The 17,018-nt window shown below is 61.8% G+C and carries 8 protein-coding genes, 1 pseudogene and 1 riboswitch; of the genes and pseudogenes, 1 reads left to right on the forward strand and 8 read right to left on the reverse strand.

What is annotated here, in order from left to right:
- The first annotated feature begins 21 nt into the window (after positions 1–21).
- A riboswitch (cobalamin riboswitch) is annotated at positions 22–207 on the forward strand.
- A gap of 25 nt (positions 208–232) precedes the next feature.
- Positions 233–785 (forward strand): annotated as a pseudogene (locus MUO32_RS04940) (formaldehyde dehydrogenase, glutathione-independent); the annotation flags it as partial.
- 385 nt (positions 786–1,170) lie between these two features.
- On the opposite strand, the gene MUO32_RS04945 reads toward MUO32_RS04940, so the two are convergent.
- The 8 genes from MUO32_RS04945 to MUO32_RS04980 all read right to left on the reverse strand — a co-directional run bounded on the left by MUO32_RS04945 (position 1,171) and on the right by MUO32_RS04980 (position 16,962).
- A complete protein-coding gene (locus tag MUO32_RS04945; protein ID WP_308311251.1) occupies positions 1,171–9,216 on the reverse strand; it encodes a hypothetical protein in 8,046 nt (2,681 codons plus the stop codon).
- Positions 9,217–9,411: 195 nt separating this feature from the next.
- Entirely contained in the window at positions 9,412–10,416 is a 1,005-nt protein-coding gene (locus MUO32_RS04950) for a zinc-binding alcohol dehydrogenase (protein ID WP_257947105.1), read from the reverse strand.
- A gap of 10 nt (positions 10,417–10,426) precedes the next feature.
- A complete protein-coding gene (locus tag MUO32_RS04955; RefSeq protein WP_257947106.1) occupies positions 10,427–11,500 on the reverse strand; it encodes an ABC transporter ATP-binding protein in 1,074 nt (357 codons plus the stop codon).
- A gap of 10 nt (positions 11,501–11,510) precedes the next feature.
- Positions 11,511–12,335 (reverse strand): carbohydrate ABC transporter permease, encoded by an 825-nt coding sequence (locus MUO32_RS04960; protein ID WP_257947107.1) that lies wholly within the window; start codon positions 12,333–12,335, stop codon positions 11,511–11,513.
- A gap of 4 nt (positions 12,336–12,339) precedes the next feature.
- Positions 12,340–13,230: a carbohydrate ABC transporter permease gene (locus tag MUO32_RS04965; RefSeq protein WP_257947108.1), complete on the reverse strand. Its 891-nt coding sequence runs from the start codon at positions 13,228–13,230 to the stop codon at positions 12,340–12,342.
- Between the two features lie 66 nt (positions 13,231–13,296).
- The gene (locus MUO32_RS04970; RefSeq protein ID WP_257947109.1) at positions 13,297–14,706 is read right to left on the reverse strand and encodes an extracellular solute-binding protein; all 1,410 of its coding nucleotides are present in this window, start codon (positions 14,704–14,706) and stop codon (positions 13,297–13,299) included.
- An 83-nt stretch (positions 14,707–14,789) separates the two neighbouring features.
- On the reverse strand, positions 14,790–15,305 hold the full coding sequence (locus MUO32_RS04975; protein ID WP_257947110.1) for a VOC family protein: 516 nt from the start codon (positions 15,303–15,305) through the stop codon (positions 14,790–14,792).
- A 25-nt stretch (positions 15,306–15,330) separates the two neighbouring features.
- The gene (locus tag MUO32_RS04980; protein WP_257947111.1) at positions 15,331–16,962 is read right to left on the reverse strand and encodes a GMC family oxidoreductase; all 1,632 of its coding nucleotides are present in this window, start codon (positions 16,960–16,962) and stop codon (positions 15,331–15,333) included.
- Between the last annotated feature and the right edge of the window lie 56 nt (positions 16,963–17,018).

The following is a 17,018-nucleotide window of genomic DNA, read 5'->3' on the forward strand; positions in this document are numbered from 1 at the left end:
CTTTTCTGACGAAAGCAACACGATGCCGGGAGAAATCCCGGCATCGCCGAGGAGGGTAGTTGGGAAACCGGTCTAAATCCGATACTGCCCGCAACGGTAGGGGAACAACATCTCGACGCATGCCACTGGCCAAGGCCGGGAAGGCATCGAGGGCGTCCGGGAGTAGGCTCCGAAGTCAGGAGACCAGCCATCCTTCGTCACGAGACGTTTCACGGGTCGCCTCAGCGACGGGATCGGCGGACAGGCGCACTATGTCACGATCCCCTATGCTGACTTCAACCTGCTGAAGGTCCCGGATCACAACAAGGCGACGGCCAAGATCCGCGACCTCACCATGCCGCTCGATATCCTGCCGACAGGCTTTCACGCCGTGCGTGCCGGTGTCGACGTCGGCTCAACAGTCTATGTGGCAGGTGCCGGCCCCGTCGACCTTGCGGCGGCGGCCTCCGCCCGCGCCCTTCGTGATGATCGGCGACTTCAACAAGGATCGTCTCGCCCGCGCGGCCCGGGTCGGTTTTGAGCCCATCGACCTTTCGAAGAGCGGCAGGCTGGGCGACATGATCGCCGACGTCGTCGGCTTCGAGGCCACGGCCATGCGGGCGGCGAGCAACCAGCCATCGTGCTCGACCAGATGATGGAGATCAGCCGCGCGCCGGTCCGATCGGCATTCCGGCCTCTGCGCCACGGAAGATCCCGGTGTGGCTGATGTCGCGGCCAAACAGGGCAGCCTGTCGCTGCGCTTCGACCTCGGCTGCGCGAAGGCGCAGCTGCTCCATACCGGCCAAAATGCCGGCGCTCGGGGACAATCGGTAGCGCGTGCAGCTGAGCGCAAGCCGATCCACATGCAGGGCCACAGCATGCTCTACCCTGCCATCCACCCGTCGTTCCTGCTGCGTCTGCCGGATCAGGTCGAGCGCCAGCGCCAGCTAGCGCTTTTTGTTGACGATTTGCGCCTGGCTCGACCGCTTGTCTCCAATGTGACGCAATGGATTTCGCTCAAACGTCATGCGGGGTCGGTCAAGGCAAATCAGGCCGTCTCGTCCGGCAGATTGTACAGTCGGAACATGGTGTCCAGCATTGGCGGTGCAATCCGCCATGATTGCCATCACCGATGTCGCTCATCCCATATGATCCGACTGAGCCCGCGGACTACAACGGCGCTGGCCGGCCTCAAAGAAGCGCGAAGTCGAGCGCGGCAAGGCTGGGCTTCGTATCGAGGATGGCAAAAAGCGTGGCTTTACCCGCCTTTGATCCATCGGCATCGTAGTAGAGTTTGCCATCCGACGTGTCATAGACGATGCGGTCCTTGTCATCCGTCGCCACACCCTCGACATTCGCGACGAACTGGTCGGTGCTCAGGACCTTCGTCCCGGTGATCGCCGAGAAGACGCTCTTGTTGAGCTGAATCGTGTCATCGGCGGCAATGAAGGAGATCAACGTATCGATATTGCTGCTTCCGAGGGCGGTGGAGAAGACGAAGGTGTCGCGGCCTGTGCCGCCTTCGAGGAAATCGCTTCCCACGCCTCCGTCCAGAACATCGTTACCTGCCAGACCCTTGAGGCGGTCGATGCCGCCATTGCCTTTCAGCGTATCGGCTTCGACGGTGCCGGATTTGGTTTCGCCGCTGCTCAGTCCGTTGAAGGTGATGCCCTTGATGTCAACAACCTTCACCGCAAGCGTCTGCTTGTCGACAAGGCCCTTGTCGTCCGTTGCCGACACGACCAGGTCGTAAATGTTGTTACCGCCCTTGTCGGTCGGCGTCTCGAAGTCCGGCGCGGATTTGAAGATGAGCTTGCCTGACGCCTTGTCGATCGAAAACAGTGCGGCATCCGTGCCGGAAATGGCATAGGCGAGCTTTGCCCCGGCGTCTTCATCCTTCGCGACGACCGTCGTGACCGCAGCGCCATTTTCCGCGACCGATATCGTTGCAGACTGTCCGCCGCCGTTCGAGGTGATGACCGGTGCATCCGCAGCATTGGTGACGGTGACGTTGAAGGTCTGGTTGTCACTCGCGCCGAAACCGTCGACGGCTCTGACGACGACGCTGTAGACGTTATCCTTGTTGGCGTCAGCCGGCTTTTCGAAGTTCGCGCCGGTCTTGAACTTCAAAGCACCGGTCGAGGCGTTGATGGAGAACAATGCCGAGTCGGCGCCGCTTAGCGCATAGGTGATCGGCTGGTTTTCCGGGTCGGTCGCCTTGACCGTAGCCAGCAGGGCCGTGCTGTTTTCCGTCGTGCTGAGCGCTACGCTCGCAGCGCCAGAATTCGAGGTGATCGTCGGCGCCGTATTGACGAAGCTTCCACCCGTCAGCGACTTCCAGCCGACGCCTGCGAGTGTCACTACGTTGCCGGTGGAGAGCGTGATGACGGTGTTCGCCAGGTCGGTCTTGTCGACCATGGTCAGCAGCTGGGCGAGGGACTTGATGGCCGCGAAACCCGAACCTGTCAGCTTGTCGACGCCGAGCTGGAAGTCGGTGATCGTGTCCTTGCCGCTGGTATAGATGAACGTATCCGCCCCGCCGCCGCCCGAAAGACTATCGTCACCGCCGCCGCCGGAAAGCCTGTCGGCCCCGTCTCCCGTCCGAATGATGTCGTTGCCAGCCCCGAAAGTGACGTCAAATGTGTTGACGCCTGCGAAGTCGGCGCGGTTGAGGTTACTGGCGTCACCGTAATAGGTGCGGAAGATGTTGCCGCTGTAGCCGGTCCCGTCGATCGCCTTGGTCAGGTTGAACACTTCCATGTTGTCGGAAATATTCGACCAGTCGATGACCAGCGTATCCGTACCAGCGCCCATGTCGACCACGTCTCGGCCGCCGGCGATCTTGACCGTATCATTGCCGTTGCCGGTCGTGAGGATGTCCTCGAAGAAATCCCGGCGGGTGGTGATCGTGTCGCTGCCGGAGCCCGTTTTCAACGTCAGGGTCTCGATGCGGGTGATGGAGCCCGTGAGGCCTGCGATGACGTAGGTGGAGGACGTGGCGTTGAGATTGATCGTCATCGCCACAGTCGCGGCAGACTTGTCCGCTTCCCAGCGGTCCTGGCCGGCCGACCCGTCCGTTTCGTTGCCGCCATCGACGATATCGGCGCCGGCGCCGGTATTGATATAGTCGTTGCCGGCCTTGCCGATCACCCGGTCGTTGCCATCCCCGGTGCGGATGATGTCGCTGCCGGAACCAAATGTCAGGTCGAAATGGTCGATGCCTGCAAAATCGAGCCGATTAAGCGAGGAGTTGTCGCCATAATATGTCCGAAAGATATTGCCGCTATAGCCCAGGCCGGCCGTCTTCGAGAGGTTGAAGATCTCCATGTTCTCAGTAACGCTGCCCCAGTCCAGCACCAGCGTATCGGAACCGCCGCCGGCATCGACCATGTCGCGGCCGCCCACGATCTTGATGCGGTCGTCGCCAAGGCCGGTTGTGATCTGATCTTCGAAGAACTGGCTGCGCGTGGTGATCACGTCATTGCCGGAACCGGTTATCAGCGTCAGCATCTCGATGCCGGTCACGGAGCCCGTCCGTCCGGCCACCGTGTAGCTCGTTATCTTGGTGGTGTCGGTCAGATCGAGCGTGAAACCGCTCGTCATGGCGGACTGATCCGCCTTCCAGCGGTCGCTGCCCGCCCCGCCGACGACGATGTCGGCACCGGTGCCCGTGTCGATGAAGTCGTTGCCGGCGCCGCTGGAAACCTTGTCGTCGCCGTCGCCGACGCGGATGATGTCGTCGCCGGAGCCAAAGGTGAGGTCAAACTTGTCGACGCCGGAGAAATCGGCGCGGTTCATGCTGGAATTATCGCCATAATAGGTGCGGAAGATATTGCCGCTGTAGCCTGTTCCGTCGCCCGCCTTCGACAGGTTGAAGATTTCCATATTCTCGGTGATGGCCGACCAGTTGATGATCAGCGTGTCGGTGCCCTTGCCCATGCTGACATTGTCGCGGCCACCGGCAATTTTCACCGTGTCGTTGCCGTCGCTGGTTTCAAGCACATCCTCCAGGAAGTCCGAGCGGGTGGTGATCACGTCGTTGCCGGACCCCGTCTTCAGGGTCAGGGCTTCGATACGGGTGACCGAACCCGTGAGGCTGCCGATGACGTAGCTGGACGAGGAAGCCGTCAGGTTGATGGTCATCGCCAGCGTCGCGGCGGACTTGTCCGCCTCCCAGCGGTCAACACCTGCCGCACCGTCCGCCTCGTTGCCGCCATCGACGACATCGACGCCCTTGCCGGTATTGATGTAGTCGTTGCCGGCATTGCCGATCACACGGTCGTTGCCGTCGCCGGTGCGGATAATGTCGCCGCCCGAGCCGAGGGTCATGTCGAAATGGTCGATGCCGGCGAAGTCTAGACGGTTCAGGCCGGAATTGTCACCGTAATAGGTGCGGTAGATGTTGCCTGTGTAGCCGGTGCCGTCGGAAGCCTTGGCGAGATTGAAGACTTCCATGCTGTCGCCGATATTCGACCAGTCGAGGATCAGCTTGTCGTCGCCCGCGCCCATGTCGATTGAATCCCGACCGCCGGCGATTTTGATCGTGTCGGCACCGGCGCCGGTCTTGATCACATCCTCGAGGAAGTCCCGGCGGGTGGTGATCACGTCGTTGCCGGACCCCGTCTTCAGGGTCAGGGCTTCGATACGGGTGACCGTACCCGTGAGGCTGCCGATGACGTAGCTGGACGAGGAAGCCGTCAGGTTGATGGTCATCGCCAACGTCGCGGCGGACTTGTCCGCCTCCCAGCGGTCGCTGCCTGTCGTGCCGTCGGTCTCGTTGCCGCCATCGACGACATCGACGCCCTTGCCGGTATTGATGTAGTCGTGGCCGGCATTGCCGATCACACGGTCGTTGCCGTCGCCGGTGCGGATAATGTCGCCGCCCGAGCCGAGGGTCATGTCGAAATGGTCGATGCCGGCGAAGTCGACACGGTTCAGGCTGGAATTGTCACCGTAATAGGTGCGGTAGATGTTGCCGGTATAGCCGGTGCCGTCGGAAGCCTTGGCGAAATTGAAGACCTCCATGCTGTCGCCGATGCCGGACCAGTCGAGCACCAGCGTATCGGCATCGCTGCCGCCATCGACCGTATCGCGTCCGTTGCCTATCACCAGCCGGTCGTTACCCCCGAGGCCGATCAGCGTATTCTCACGGTTGTTGCCGATCAGCGTGTTGGCCAGTCCGTTGCCGGTGATGTTGATCCGCCGGACATTGTCCTCGGCCGTGGCGTTCTCGACATTGGCGCCCCATGACGTGTCGAGCGAGAAAGTCAAAAGTGGGTCCGGATCCTGCTGGGTCGGCGTCACGAAATCCGTCGTGGCGATATGGACGGTATCAGTGCCTTCATTCGCCAGTTCCTCGACCCGATCGCCGGCGCTGTCGAACCAGTAGTGATCGCTGCCGCCCTTGCCGACGAGCGTGTCGCTGCCTTGCCTGCCGTCCAGTGTATCGTCGCCGCTCGTGCCCTCGATGCGGTTGGCTTGCCCGTTGCCGGTGCCGATGCGGGCCGAGCCGCTCAGCGAAAGATCCTCGACCGCCTCGTTGCCGACAAGCGAGTAGTTGATCGACGAAACGATCTTGTCGCGACCGGCGCCATCGGATGCGGAGCTTTCATCGACGATGTCGCTCAGTGAATCGACGTGGTAAGTGTCGTCACCAGCGCCACCGACCATCTTGTCGATGCCACCGTTGCCAAAAAAGGTGTCGTCGCCGGCAAGGCCGCGGAAATGGTCTGCCTGAGTCGTGCCGCGGAACACGTCGTTCTTGGTCGACCCTTCGATGATCTCGACATCGGAACCGATGATGTCGCCCTGGGCTTCCCCACCGGCCTGCGACGTCAAGCTTCGGTCGATCGTGACGCCCACCGCGGAGTTGCGATAGGTGACGGTATCGGTACCTGCGCCGCCGACGAAAATATCGGCTCCTCCACGGCCCTCGAGCGTATTGTTGCCCTTGTCGCCGGTCAGGATCTGGTTGAATTCATTGCCGGTCAGGTCAATCGTTGTCGTGCCGTTGTCGTTCGACGTGGAAAGCAACTCGACATGCGCGCCGGCTGTCAGCACATAGTTGACGGATGCCCGCACCGTATCCGCGCCCTCGTCCTCCAGTTCGATGATCACATCGCCGGCATTATCGACAAGGTAAGTGTCGTTGTCGGCTCCGCCGCGCAAATCGTCGGCGCCGCTGCCACCGTCGAGCGTATCGTCACCGGCCTCGCCGTAAAGCGTGTCGGCCTGATCGCCACCGTCGAGCGTATCGGCGCCACCGCCACCGTGCAGTTCGTCGATGCCACCGAGCCCGTTCAGCGTGTCGCCGCCGCTCGTGCCCGTAATGAGGTTGGCAAGGCCGTTGCCGGAGCCGATGCGCGCCACGCCAAGCAGCGTGAGGTTTTCGATGTCCTGCCGGTCGGCGGCATCGAGCGTATAGTCGATACTGGCATAGATCAGGTCCGTGCCGCCGTCGGCGTTGACGGCGATTTCCTGCATCCGGTTTTCCTGCACAGCGTCGTCAAGGTCATCGACATAGTAGATGTCGTTGCCGAGCCCGCCGATCAGGATGTCCTGGCCGGCGCGACCGTCGAGCGTGTCGTTGCCGGCATTGCCGATCAGCACGTCGTTGCCATCGGTACCGGTCAGAACGTCGTTGCCGCCGAGACCCGCCAGCGTGTGCGCAACACCGGCGCCGGTGATCGTGTCACCGTGGCTCGATCCCTCGATGATCTCGACGTTGGAAATCGTGTCGCCGGCTGCGTCGCCGCCCGTATTGATGCCGGTCGTCAGGTTGATGACGATTGCGACGCTCGAATTGAAGTAGGAAACGATATCGTTGTCCGCCCCGCCATCAATCGTATCGCTGCCGGCCCCGCCAACCAGGATGTCGTCGCCGGCGCCGCCGAGCAGTTCGTCCTCGCCGCCGTTGCCTTCGAGGTAGTCACGTTCGCTGCCGCCGTCGAGACGGTCCCCGACGGCGCCACCGACCAGAACATCCTCGCCGGCACCACCGGAGAATTCCGCCCTGACGCCGCTGACATCATCTCCCATGACGATCTGGTCGCCAAGCAGGCCGCCGGCCGCGATGATCGTGGTAATGCCCGAAAACGAATGCTGCTCGCCGAAGCCGAAGATGGTGACGCCGCCAGCACCGGCACCGATCTCGATGCTTTCAGCGCCGTCGGTCTTGTCGGAAAGCGCGCGCAGCGACGCCCGGTCACCGATATTGACCATCAGGTCGGCACCGATCTTCTCGCCCAGATCCGGCAGGACAGGCGGTGTCGTGGCGTCGTCCGTGGCCGGGTTGTCGAAGGAGAAGGAGCCGAGCGTGACGCGCGGCGAGGTATGCCGCCAGACCTCGCCCCAGAAAACCGTGGCATAGGCGGTGAAACCGCCGGTGATCTTGCCCGACGTCTCGAAGATCTGGAACGGGTTGCTGGACAGCAAGGCCGCCATTTCGTCGACATAGATGCGGCCCACCGTCGAACCGACATCGTCGGCGAGATCGAAATCCACCGTACCGGTGATGTCGCCGCCACCGTAAAGGCTGGCGATGAAGGCATCGAGGGCGACGCCGAGCGTTATAGAGGCCGAGAATGTAACTTCGGGGCCGGAACCGTCGATGATGTAGAAGCCGTCGATCGCCGAGCCGGTTTGCAGCAGGCCGCGTGTGTCATAGCCGAAAGCAAGGTCGAAACCGAGACCCACACCGCCGCCGAGCTTCACGTTGATTCCCGGGAAGATCGAGAATGTCAGCATGTTGGTGTTGGTGATGGAGAAATCGACGTCCGGCAGGTCGATTTCCATCAGGTCGGCATTGCCGCCGAGGATGAGTTTGATGATCTGGCTCGGGTCGGTGAGGATCGGCACGGAGAAGTCGCCGCCCTCGATGATCGCCTCGAATATCTCCTTGCCGGTGTCGCCGCCGGAAGAGGTGTCACCCCAGCTGTCGCCCTGCAATCCGCCGACGAGCGTGCCGAGGTCGTCGACGAAACCGCCGAACGTCGTGCTCGCCGAGCCGATCTGGAAGTTGAGGGCGCGAACATCGCCGTTGATGATGAAATCGCCGATCGTATAGGAATCCGCCCCGAAATCGGCATCGGCCAGGAATTCCGCCCAGTCGAGAACCTTCTGGGCGAGATCGATGAATTTCGTCAGCGGGGTCAGGTCGGCGCCGGGGTTGGCCAGCTTGATGAGGTCGACGAAGGTGACCTTGCCGTCTCCGGTCTTGTCAAACAACGTCTGCCATTCCGGAATCGACTTGAGGGCCTTGATCTCGGAATTGAGGACGGCGAGCACCTGGTTGATCGGTTTCAGGATGGGTTCGAGCTGCTGCAGGGCAGGCTGCACGAAGTCCTTCATGAAGCTGCCAAGGTCCATATGGACGTCCTTGACCTTCACCTGGGGGACCAGGCCGAAACCGCTGTTGTCGTCGTTCGGATTGACGACGGTGCCGACATCGAAAGCCCAGTCGACCACCAGCGTCGCCGATATGCTCGGCAGGAGTTCACTCCCGCCATCCGCCGAAAGGGCGACCTCGATATGGCTGCTGCCGTTCACCGTCGCGTCGAGCAGGTCGTTGTCGAGCTCGGTCAGCCGGATCTTGCCATCGCCGTCCTTCAGATCGATGGCAAACAGGCTCGACAAATAGGAGCCTGCGTCGGTCGCGGCGAAGTTCAGGAAACCCAGCTCCGCCACCGCACTGATATCCGAGCCGCTGATGGTCAGCGACGCCTGGATTTCGTTGGCCTGTCCGGTCAAGACATAGAAGCCGTTCGCGTCGACACCGACGGAAAGATTGATGGCGTAACCCATCGTGGCCGTCGCGGTGCCGCTCGTCTCGATGCCAAGACCGGCAATGCCGAGGTCGGAGGCAAGGGATATGCTGCCGCTGACGAACCTGTTCGTGGACAAGCTGAGCAGCACGTCGCCATTGTCGACCGTCGCGGAAATGCCGTTGCCGATAAAGCCGCTGTTTGCCAGCGCGTTGTTGATGGCGGCCGCCACGGCTGTATCGAGCCGCTCGCCAGCGGTATCTATGGCATTGAGCGCGGCGAACACACCGTCCTTCAGCGCCGTGATGCTCTTTATCCAGGCCTGGCCCTGTTCATAGGCCGATTTCAACCCGGCCCCGACCAACGGCAGTTTTTCGGCATAGACCTGACTGGCTATGGCCTGCTCGATCTTGGTGAGGGCCTGGTTCAGCCCGTCCTTAAGCGCATCGATCTTCGCCTGCTCAATCTCGGCCATGATCTTTCCCCACCCTGCGCCGCCTTTTGCAGCTCCAGTCGACGGAAGAATTCATGAACCATCGGTTGTGGTGGTGCAAGCCGTATATTAAAATATCATTAACTATAGAAATTCTGAAAGCGGGCTGTCGAAATGAAAGCCGCCGAACCATTGTGGCTTTCATTTCGACCAATCGGTTCGTCGCGGCCCAAAGCGTTACGCAGGGGCGGGCGACACCCAATCGAAAGCGATGAAGGGCTCATCGATATGGCGCGCCATGATGTCCGCGTATAGGCGTTCCGGGTTTTCAGGCGTCGCGTGGTGCATGAGGCCATCGAGCGGTACGCGGCCTTCCGAGAGCCATTCGAGGGCGCGAGAAAAGCCACTGAAAATGGAATGCGGGGAATTGTTGTAGCCTTCCAGCAACTCCTCCCACAGGAAGCTGCGGCCGTGCATGGGGAGTTCCCACTCCCATCCCGACCGGAGCGTGACGTGTTTGAAGAAGACGGCATTCGTAATGTCGTGGGCGGTGAGGTCGGTGTATTTCCGCCAGGGCACGCCGACGAGAACGACCTCGCCCATCCGGCGAACGATGTTGCAGGCCTCCAACACCGCGCCTTCGTGGCCTGAACAATCAACGACCAGCGCGATCCGACCCTGCATCTCCGGATCGTCGAGCGGCATCGCCGCGCGGGTATCGGCGATGCCGCTTTGTTCAAGCTGTCTCCGCCGCAAGGCGTCGGGATCCACGACCGTCACGCGGTAACCGCCAATCCGGAACAGATGGGCGGCGAGGAAGCCCACGGGGCCTGCGCCTGTGACGACGACGCGATCGCCCGGTCGCGCCTTCGTTGTCATCAAGGTCGTCATCGAAACACCCATCAGGCGTGCGATGACGGCAGTTTCCGGTGCCATACCCTCCGGCAGGCGAAGCGTGTTCTCGGCCGTGTGCGTCTGCGTCGATCGATGGCATCCCATCGCAAAGCGTCGTTCGCCCCGCTTCACGCCCGTAACGCCCTCGCCAATCTCCTCGACTTCGAAGACCGCGGCATAGCCCGGCCGGATGGGGAAGGTGTCGCCATTGGCCCAGCCGATCTCCGTACCCTGGCTGATCAGCGTGCAGAGCGTTCGCCCGCGGATTTCGCCGCGTTGCAGCGGGAGGTCGTCGTAGGACTGGAGCGTGAAGGTCTGACGGGCGGGAATGATGATTTCTGACGGCATGGCAGAGCTTTCAGGAAAGGAGGGTGTTGCTGGTCGCCGCATCGAAAAGATGCAACCCGGCAGCATTGAAGGTGACGTGGATCGACGCGTCGTTCGCCGGCCGGCTGGCGGCAGGAACCTGGGCGATCAGTTCGTGGGGACCGACCCTGAGGTCGAGAAGCGCGTCGTCGCCGAGATATTCGGTCACCTCGACGGTAGCGCGCAGGGCGCCTGCTGTATCCGATGCCGTCAGCGTGACGTCCGACGGCCGAATGCCGATGAGCACCGCCTGACCCTCGGTTGCGCGGCTGGCGAAACGGTCGGGCACGGGAAGAGTGAAGGCTTCCGCCTGCAGCTTGCCGCCCATCACGCGCGCCGGCACGAGGTTCATGGCCGGACTGCCGATGAATGTCGCGACGAAGGTATTGGCGGGGCGCGTGTAGACATCCTCGGGGCTGCCCACCTGCTCGACATGGCCATCGCGCATGATGACGATCTTGTCGGCCAGCGTCATGGCTTCCACCTGATCATGGGTGACATAGAGCACGGTGGTGCCAAGCCGCTTGTGCAGCTTGCCGATCTCCCAGCGCACCTGCGTGCGCAGTTTCGCGTCGAGGTTTGACAGGGGCTCGTCGAACAGGAAGACGTCGGGTGTCCGCACCATCGCCCGGCCCATCGCAACACGCTGGCGCTGACCGCCTGACAGGGCAGAGGGTTTGCGTGCCAGAAGCGCATCGAGGCCGAGAATGGCGGCGGTCTCGCGGACGCGGCGGTCGACTTCGCCAGGCGCGAGTTTCAGGGGGCGCAAGGCGAATTCCATGTTCTGCCGCACGGTCATGTGCGGATAGAGCGCGTAATTCTGGAACACCATCGCGATGCCGCGATCCTTCGGGGCCACGTCGTTGACGACACGACCGCCGATCGAGAGTTTTCCGCCGGAGACGTCTTCCAGCCCGGCCACCATGCGCAAGGTCGTGGTTTTTCCGCACCCCGAGGGGCCGAGAAGCACGACGAACTCTCCCTTGTCGATCGTCAGATCAATACCGTGCACGACTTCGAACGCGCCGTAGCGCTTGACCACTTTTTCCAGTGCGATGGACGACATGCGTCTCTCCTTACTTGACTGAGCCCATCGTCAGGCCGCGCACCAGCCAACGCTGGCAGGTCAGCACGAAAACGACGCCGGGAATGAGGATGATGAAGGAACCGGCCATGATGCGGCCCCACTGGACGGCATCGGACGACCAGAAGGACATGACGGCGACAGTGGCGGTCTGCGCCTTGGAACCCGTCAGCATCAGGGCGAAGAGGAACTCGTTCCAGGAGAAGATGAAGCAGAACACTGCCGAGACCGCGAGGCCGGGTGCCGCGAGCGGCAGTGTCACCCGCCAGAAGGTTTCGAGGATGCCATAGCCATCGACCATTGCCGCTTCTTCGAGGGCCGAGGGGACCTCGTCGAAGAACCCCTTCATCAGCCAGACGACCAGCGGGATGTTGGCGGTGGAATAGACGATGATCAGCGCCAGCGGCGTATCGAGCAGGCCGACGGTCTTGAAGATGATGTAGTAGGGCACGACCACCGTGATCGGCGGAAACATGCGCAGCGACAGGATCCAGAAGGCGACATCGTTCATGCGCCGGTGCCTGATGCGGCTGATCGCATAGGCGGCGAGCGATCCGAAGACGAGGCTGATCGCTGTCGAACCAAGGGCAACGATCAGGCTGTTGGCGATAAATTTCAGGAACGGCCGCGCCGTGAAGAGCACGTGATAATGCTCCCAGGTCGGGGTGAAGAAGAAGGCAGGCGGCTTCTGGAACATGATCGGTGCGGGTTTCACCGACGAGGAGGCGACGAGATAGATCGGCGTCAGGAAGACGATCAGCACGACCGCGAGAAGCAGATAGATGAGAATGGCCTGACGGGTGGAGGGCTTGTTCATGGGACTACTCCACGGCCGCGCGGTCGCGGTTCAGCGACTTGAAGAAGAAGGTGACGAGGATGGTGATGATGGCGAGCGAGACGAAGGAGGCGGCAGCGCCCATGCCCATGCGCCAGAACGTGAAGGATTCTCGATAGATGAACATCGAAAGCACTTCGGTGGAATCGCCCGGCCCACCCTTCGTCAGCACGAAGATGATGTCGTAGATCTTGAAGGCGTCGATCGCGCGCAGGAACATCAGGCTGATGAGGACGGGCTTCAACTGGGGCAGCGTCACGCGCCAGAACACGTCCCATCGTGAATTGCCATCGATCATCGCGGCCTCGTAGGGCTCGGGCGACAGCGAATGCAGGGCAGCCGCGGTGCCCATCATGATGAAAGGCGTCCATTGCCAGATATCGGCAATGGCGATTGCCCAGAGCGCCCAGGTGGTGGTGGTGATCCAGCCGACGCCGGAAATGCCGACGAGGCTGAGGAAATAATTGAGGTAGCCGAGTTCCGGGAAATAAAGGAACAGCCAGACGAGCCCCACGATGACGGGCGAGATCATCATCGGGATCAGAAGAAGCGTTCGCGCAACGCCCATGCCGGGCAGGCGCTGCGTGACGAGAAGCGCGATGCCGACGCCGAGCACGAGCTGGATCGAGAGCGTCATCGCCATCAGCTTCAGCGTCGTCAAAAGCGCATGCAGGAACGTGCCGGAGGACAGGATCTCGGCATAGTTCGCCCAGCCGACGAAGACACGCGGGATGAAGGGCTTGGCGAGGTCGTAGTTACGGAACGACAACCATCCCGCATAGAGCATCGGGTAGATCGTCGTGAGGAAAAGGACGGCGACGACGGGCAGCAGGAAAACAAGGAAGATGCGCCTGTTGCGCGTTGCTTGATAGGCCATGTCGGAACTCCGGCGGTCAGGGAGCGCCGCCCCTGGGAGGCAGGGGCGGCGCGGCGAACGTGCGCGTCAGTCGGCAAGGACTTTCGCGGGCACGTCGTCGATCCAGCGCAGAAGCGTCTCTTTCGGGAACATCTTCAGACGGGAGTTGACCGCGTTGCAGGCCGTGGTCAGGGCCTCCTCGGCCGTTGCGGTTTCGCCCGCCATGAACTTGTTCAGTTCGACACCGAAGGTTTCTTCTACGTCCTGATAGAAGGGGTGGAAGATCCGGCGCTTGGCATTGACCTGGCTGTCGAGCAGGACCTTGTAGTAGGGATACTTCTGCTGCAGGTCGGGATCGGAGAGGATCGCCTTGCGGAACTGGCTGACGCCGTTGCCCTCGTCGGCGAAGCGTCGCATCAGCTCCTCACTCGTCGACCACTTGATGAAAGCCCAGGCGGCTTCCTTTTCCTTGTCCGAAACCTTGGCGTTGATGGCGAAGGAGAGGGCACCGGTATAGGTCGGCTCGGCCTTGCCGCCATCCGTCGGGTTGGCTGCAAAGCCGGCCTTGCCGATTTCCGCGAGCCTGGCTTCGGCGGGGTTGGTCAACCGCACCGACCGGACCGACCAGTAGGCGGCCTGTGCGGCCTCGCCGCGCTCCATGTAGCCGGACTGGATGTCCCACATCAGGCCGAGATAGTCCGGCGGGTTGAAGGGGATCAGCGATTTCATGTATTCGGCCGCCTTGATATGCGGTTCACCCGTCATGGCGCAGAGGCCGGTCGCCGGATCCCAATAGTCGCCACCGAACGAACGCATGAACGGAAAGTAGTCATGCGTGATGGCGCCCTGCACGCGGCTGTAGGACTGGCTGACACCGTAGAGGTCGTTTTCCAACGGCTTGCCGCCGGCATTCGCGCCTTTCCTGCGGGTGAAGAATTCGGCAATGTCGCGGTATTGGTCCCAGGTCTTGGGCGCAGCAAGATCATAACCGTATTTCGCCTTGAACGCCGCCTGCTCTTCGGCGTTTTCGAAGAGGTCGGCGCGATACTGGTTAAGCCAGGTCATGCCGGACGCCGGGAAGGCGAGAAGCTGGCCCTGCCAGGTGTTTTCCTGCAGCTGGATGGGGATGATGTCGTCGAGTTTGATTTCCGCCGCGTCACGCTTGGCGAAGTCTGTGAGATCGACGAGGGCGCCGGCCTCGCCGAGCATGCCAACCCAGGGGCTGTCGACCCAGAGCAACTGATAGGACGGCGAGTCGGAGCTCGCCTCGATGATGATCTTGTCGACAAGGCCCGGATAGGGAAGCATGTCGATCTGAACCTTCGCGCCGGTGAGGGCTTCGAATTCCCCGACGATCGGGGCAAGGCGGGTAACCGACGTGTCGCCGATGCCGAGCATCTTGAGCTCGACGCCTTCAAACGGTTTTTCTGCCATGGCCGAGCCCGATGTCGCGATGCAAAGCGCTGTGGCATAGGCCAATGTTCGTATGCTTCTCATTCTTTCCTCCTCCGTTATCCCGCTGTTGAAACGTTTCACCAATCAGCAAAACGGCATGCGGTGCGGGGCCGCATGCGGCAATATCAGTTGTTTGCGGGCGACCATTGTGCGGGACCACCTGCGCGCTCGGCACCCAGCGGTCCATCCATGCTGACGATTTCCAGGAATTGCCCCCACGGTGCCTTCAGATAGCACCAGGTCAATCCCTCCATGGGACCGCCATCGACATAGGTCGGGCCATCAAGCACTTCGACGTTTTCAGCACGAAGCCGATCGGCCGCGGCGTTGCAATCGTCTACCTGGAAGGCGAGGTGATAGCCGCCGGGCTGGCTGTTCCGCTTCAGCGGCGCGTCGGGCTCCGCGTCGCCGGAATAGCGGAAGATTTCGAGGTTTGTCCCGTTACCGATGCGCAGCACCCGGATGTCCTCGATGCGCGTATTGCCCGCCACGCCGAGACGGCGGCGCATGTAGTCGTCATCGACATCGACGAGGCCGGTCGACAGGCATTCGACCGCGCCGAACAGTTTCGTGAAAAACGCTACGGCTTCGTCAAGATCGGGCACCGTGAAGCCCACATGCTGCATTCCATAGACCTTCATGAAGTCCTCCCATAGTTCAGAAAAATCAGGCCATTTCCCGCTCGCGGCTTTGCTCCTCCCTCAGGTCGGCCGCAGGCAGGGATGGCAGACCGCGAATGAGATCGCTGGCCTTTTCACCGATCATGATCGTCGGCGCATTGGTGTTCGATGAATTGATGCGCGGCATGATCGAGGCATCGCAGACCCTGAGACCGGCAATGCCCCGCACACGCAGCTCAGGATCGACCACCGCCATGTCATCCGTTCCCATGCGGCAGGTACCAACCGGATGGTGATCCGTCTTGGCCATGCGGCAGGCGTAGTCGAACAGCGCTTCCCGGTCCTTCACGGCATCTCCCGGCAGAACCTCGTGTCGAAGATACGGGCGCAGCGCAGGCTGGCGCAGAATCTCGCGTGCCATCTCCAGGCACCGCAACGACGTTTCGCGATCATAGGGATCGGACCAGTAGTTCGGGTCGATCAGAGGCGCGCCCAGCGGATCGGCCGAAGCAAGGCGCACGGTACCGCGCGAGCGCGGCCGCATGATTGCCGAGTTGAGGGTGATGCCCCAACCGTTGATCGTGGCGATGCCCTTCTCGATGCCGGATCCCTGACCGAGATGAAACTGGATGTCTGGCCAGGTTGAATCGGGATCGGCATACCAGAAGCCACCCGTCTCGAAGAGCGAAGAGGCGACCGGACCGGATTTCAGGGCCAGATATTGCAGACCGGCGGCAATCATCCGGTCGGGCCGCAGAACCCCGTCATAGGAATGGGGTCCGGTGCATTCGGCCAGCACGCAGATATCGATGTGGTCCTGCAGATTTTCGCCGACGCCCGGCAGGTGATGCCGAACCTCGATGCCGACACTGCGCAGATGATCGGCCGGTCCGATGCCCGACAGCATCAGGAGACGGGGCGAACCGATGGCACCGGCCGCCAGGATCACTTCCCGGCGCGCATGACGAACCGTCCCATCCATCATCTCGACGCCGGTCGCCCGGCCTTCGACTATGATGATCCGACGCACCTGGGATCCCGTCTCAACCTTCAGATTTCGGCGCGGCTCGGCGCCGCGAAGATAGGTTCCCGCAACGGAAGACCGTCGGGCATCCCGTTGCGTCAACTGATAGAAGCCGACGCCGGCCTGATTGCGCCCATTGAAATCGGGATTATAGGGCATGCCCCATTGCTGCCCGGCGCGCACGAAGGCCTCGCAAATCGGCAGCGTGGCGCGTGGCATCGACACGCCGAGCGGACCCTCCGTGCCGTGAAATGGGTCGGCAAACCGCTCGTTTCCTTCGGCGCGTTTGAAGTAGGGCAGGACATCGCGGTATCCCCAACCAGCGCAACCGTGCTCCTCGGCCCAGCCATCATAATCGCGACGGTTCCCGCGGGTATAGATCTGGGCATTGATGCTCGAGCCACCGCCGATCACCTTTGCCTGGGTGAACCAGAGCACGCGATCCTGCAGATGCTTTTGCGGTACGGTGGACCAACCCCAGCTGGCGATGCCCTTCGTCATCTTCGCAAAGCCGGCCGGCCAATGGAACAGCACCGATCGGTCGCGCCCGCCGGCCTCCAGCAGGAGCGCCGTCGTGTCGGCGTCCTCCGTCAGCCGCGCGGCAATGACGCAACCCGCCGAACCGCCACCGACGATAATGTAATCCGTCTCCATCATTCGCTTCCTAGTATGTAACTAGTTCGTTACTTGAAACGTTTAATCAAACGCGC

This window comes from Shinella sp. CPCC 101442, assembly GCF_024704725.1.
Classification (GTDB): Bacteria; Pseudomonadota; Alphaproteobacteria; order Rhizobiales; family Rhizobiaceae; genus Shinella.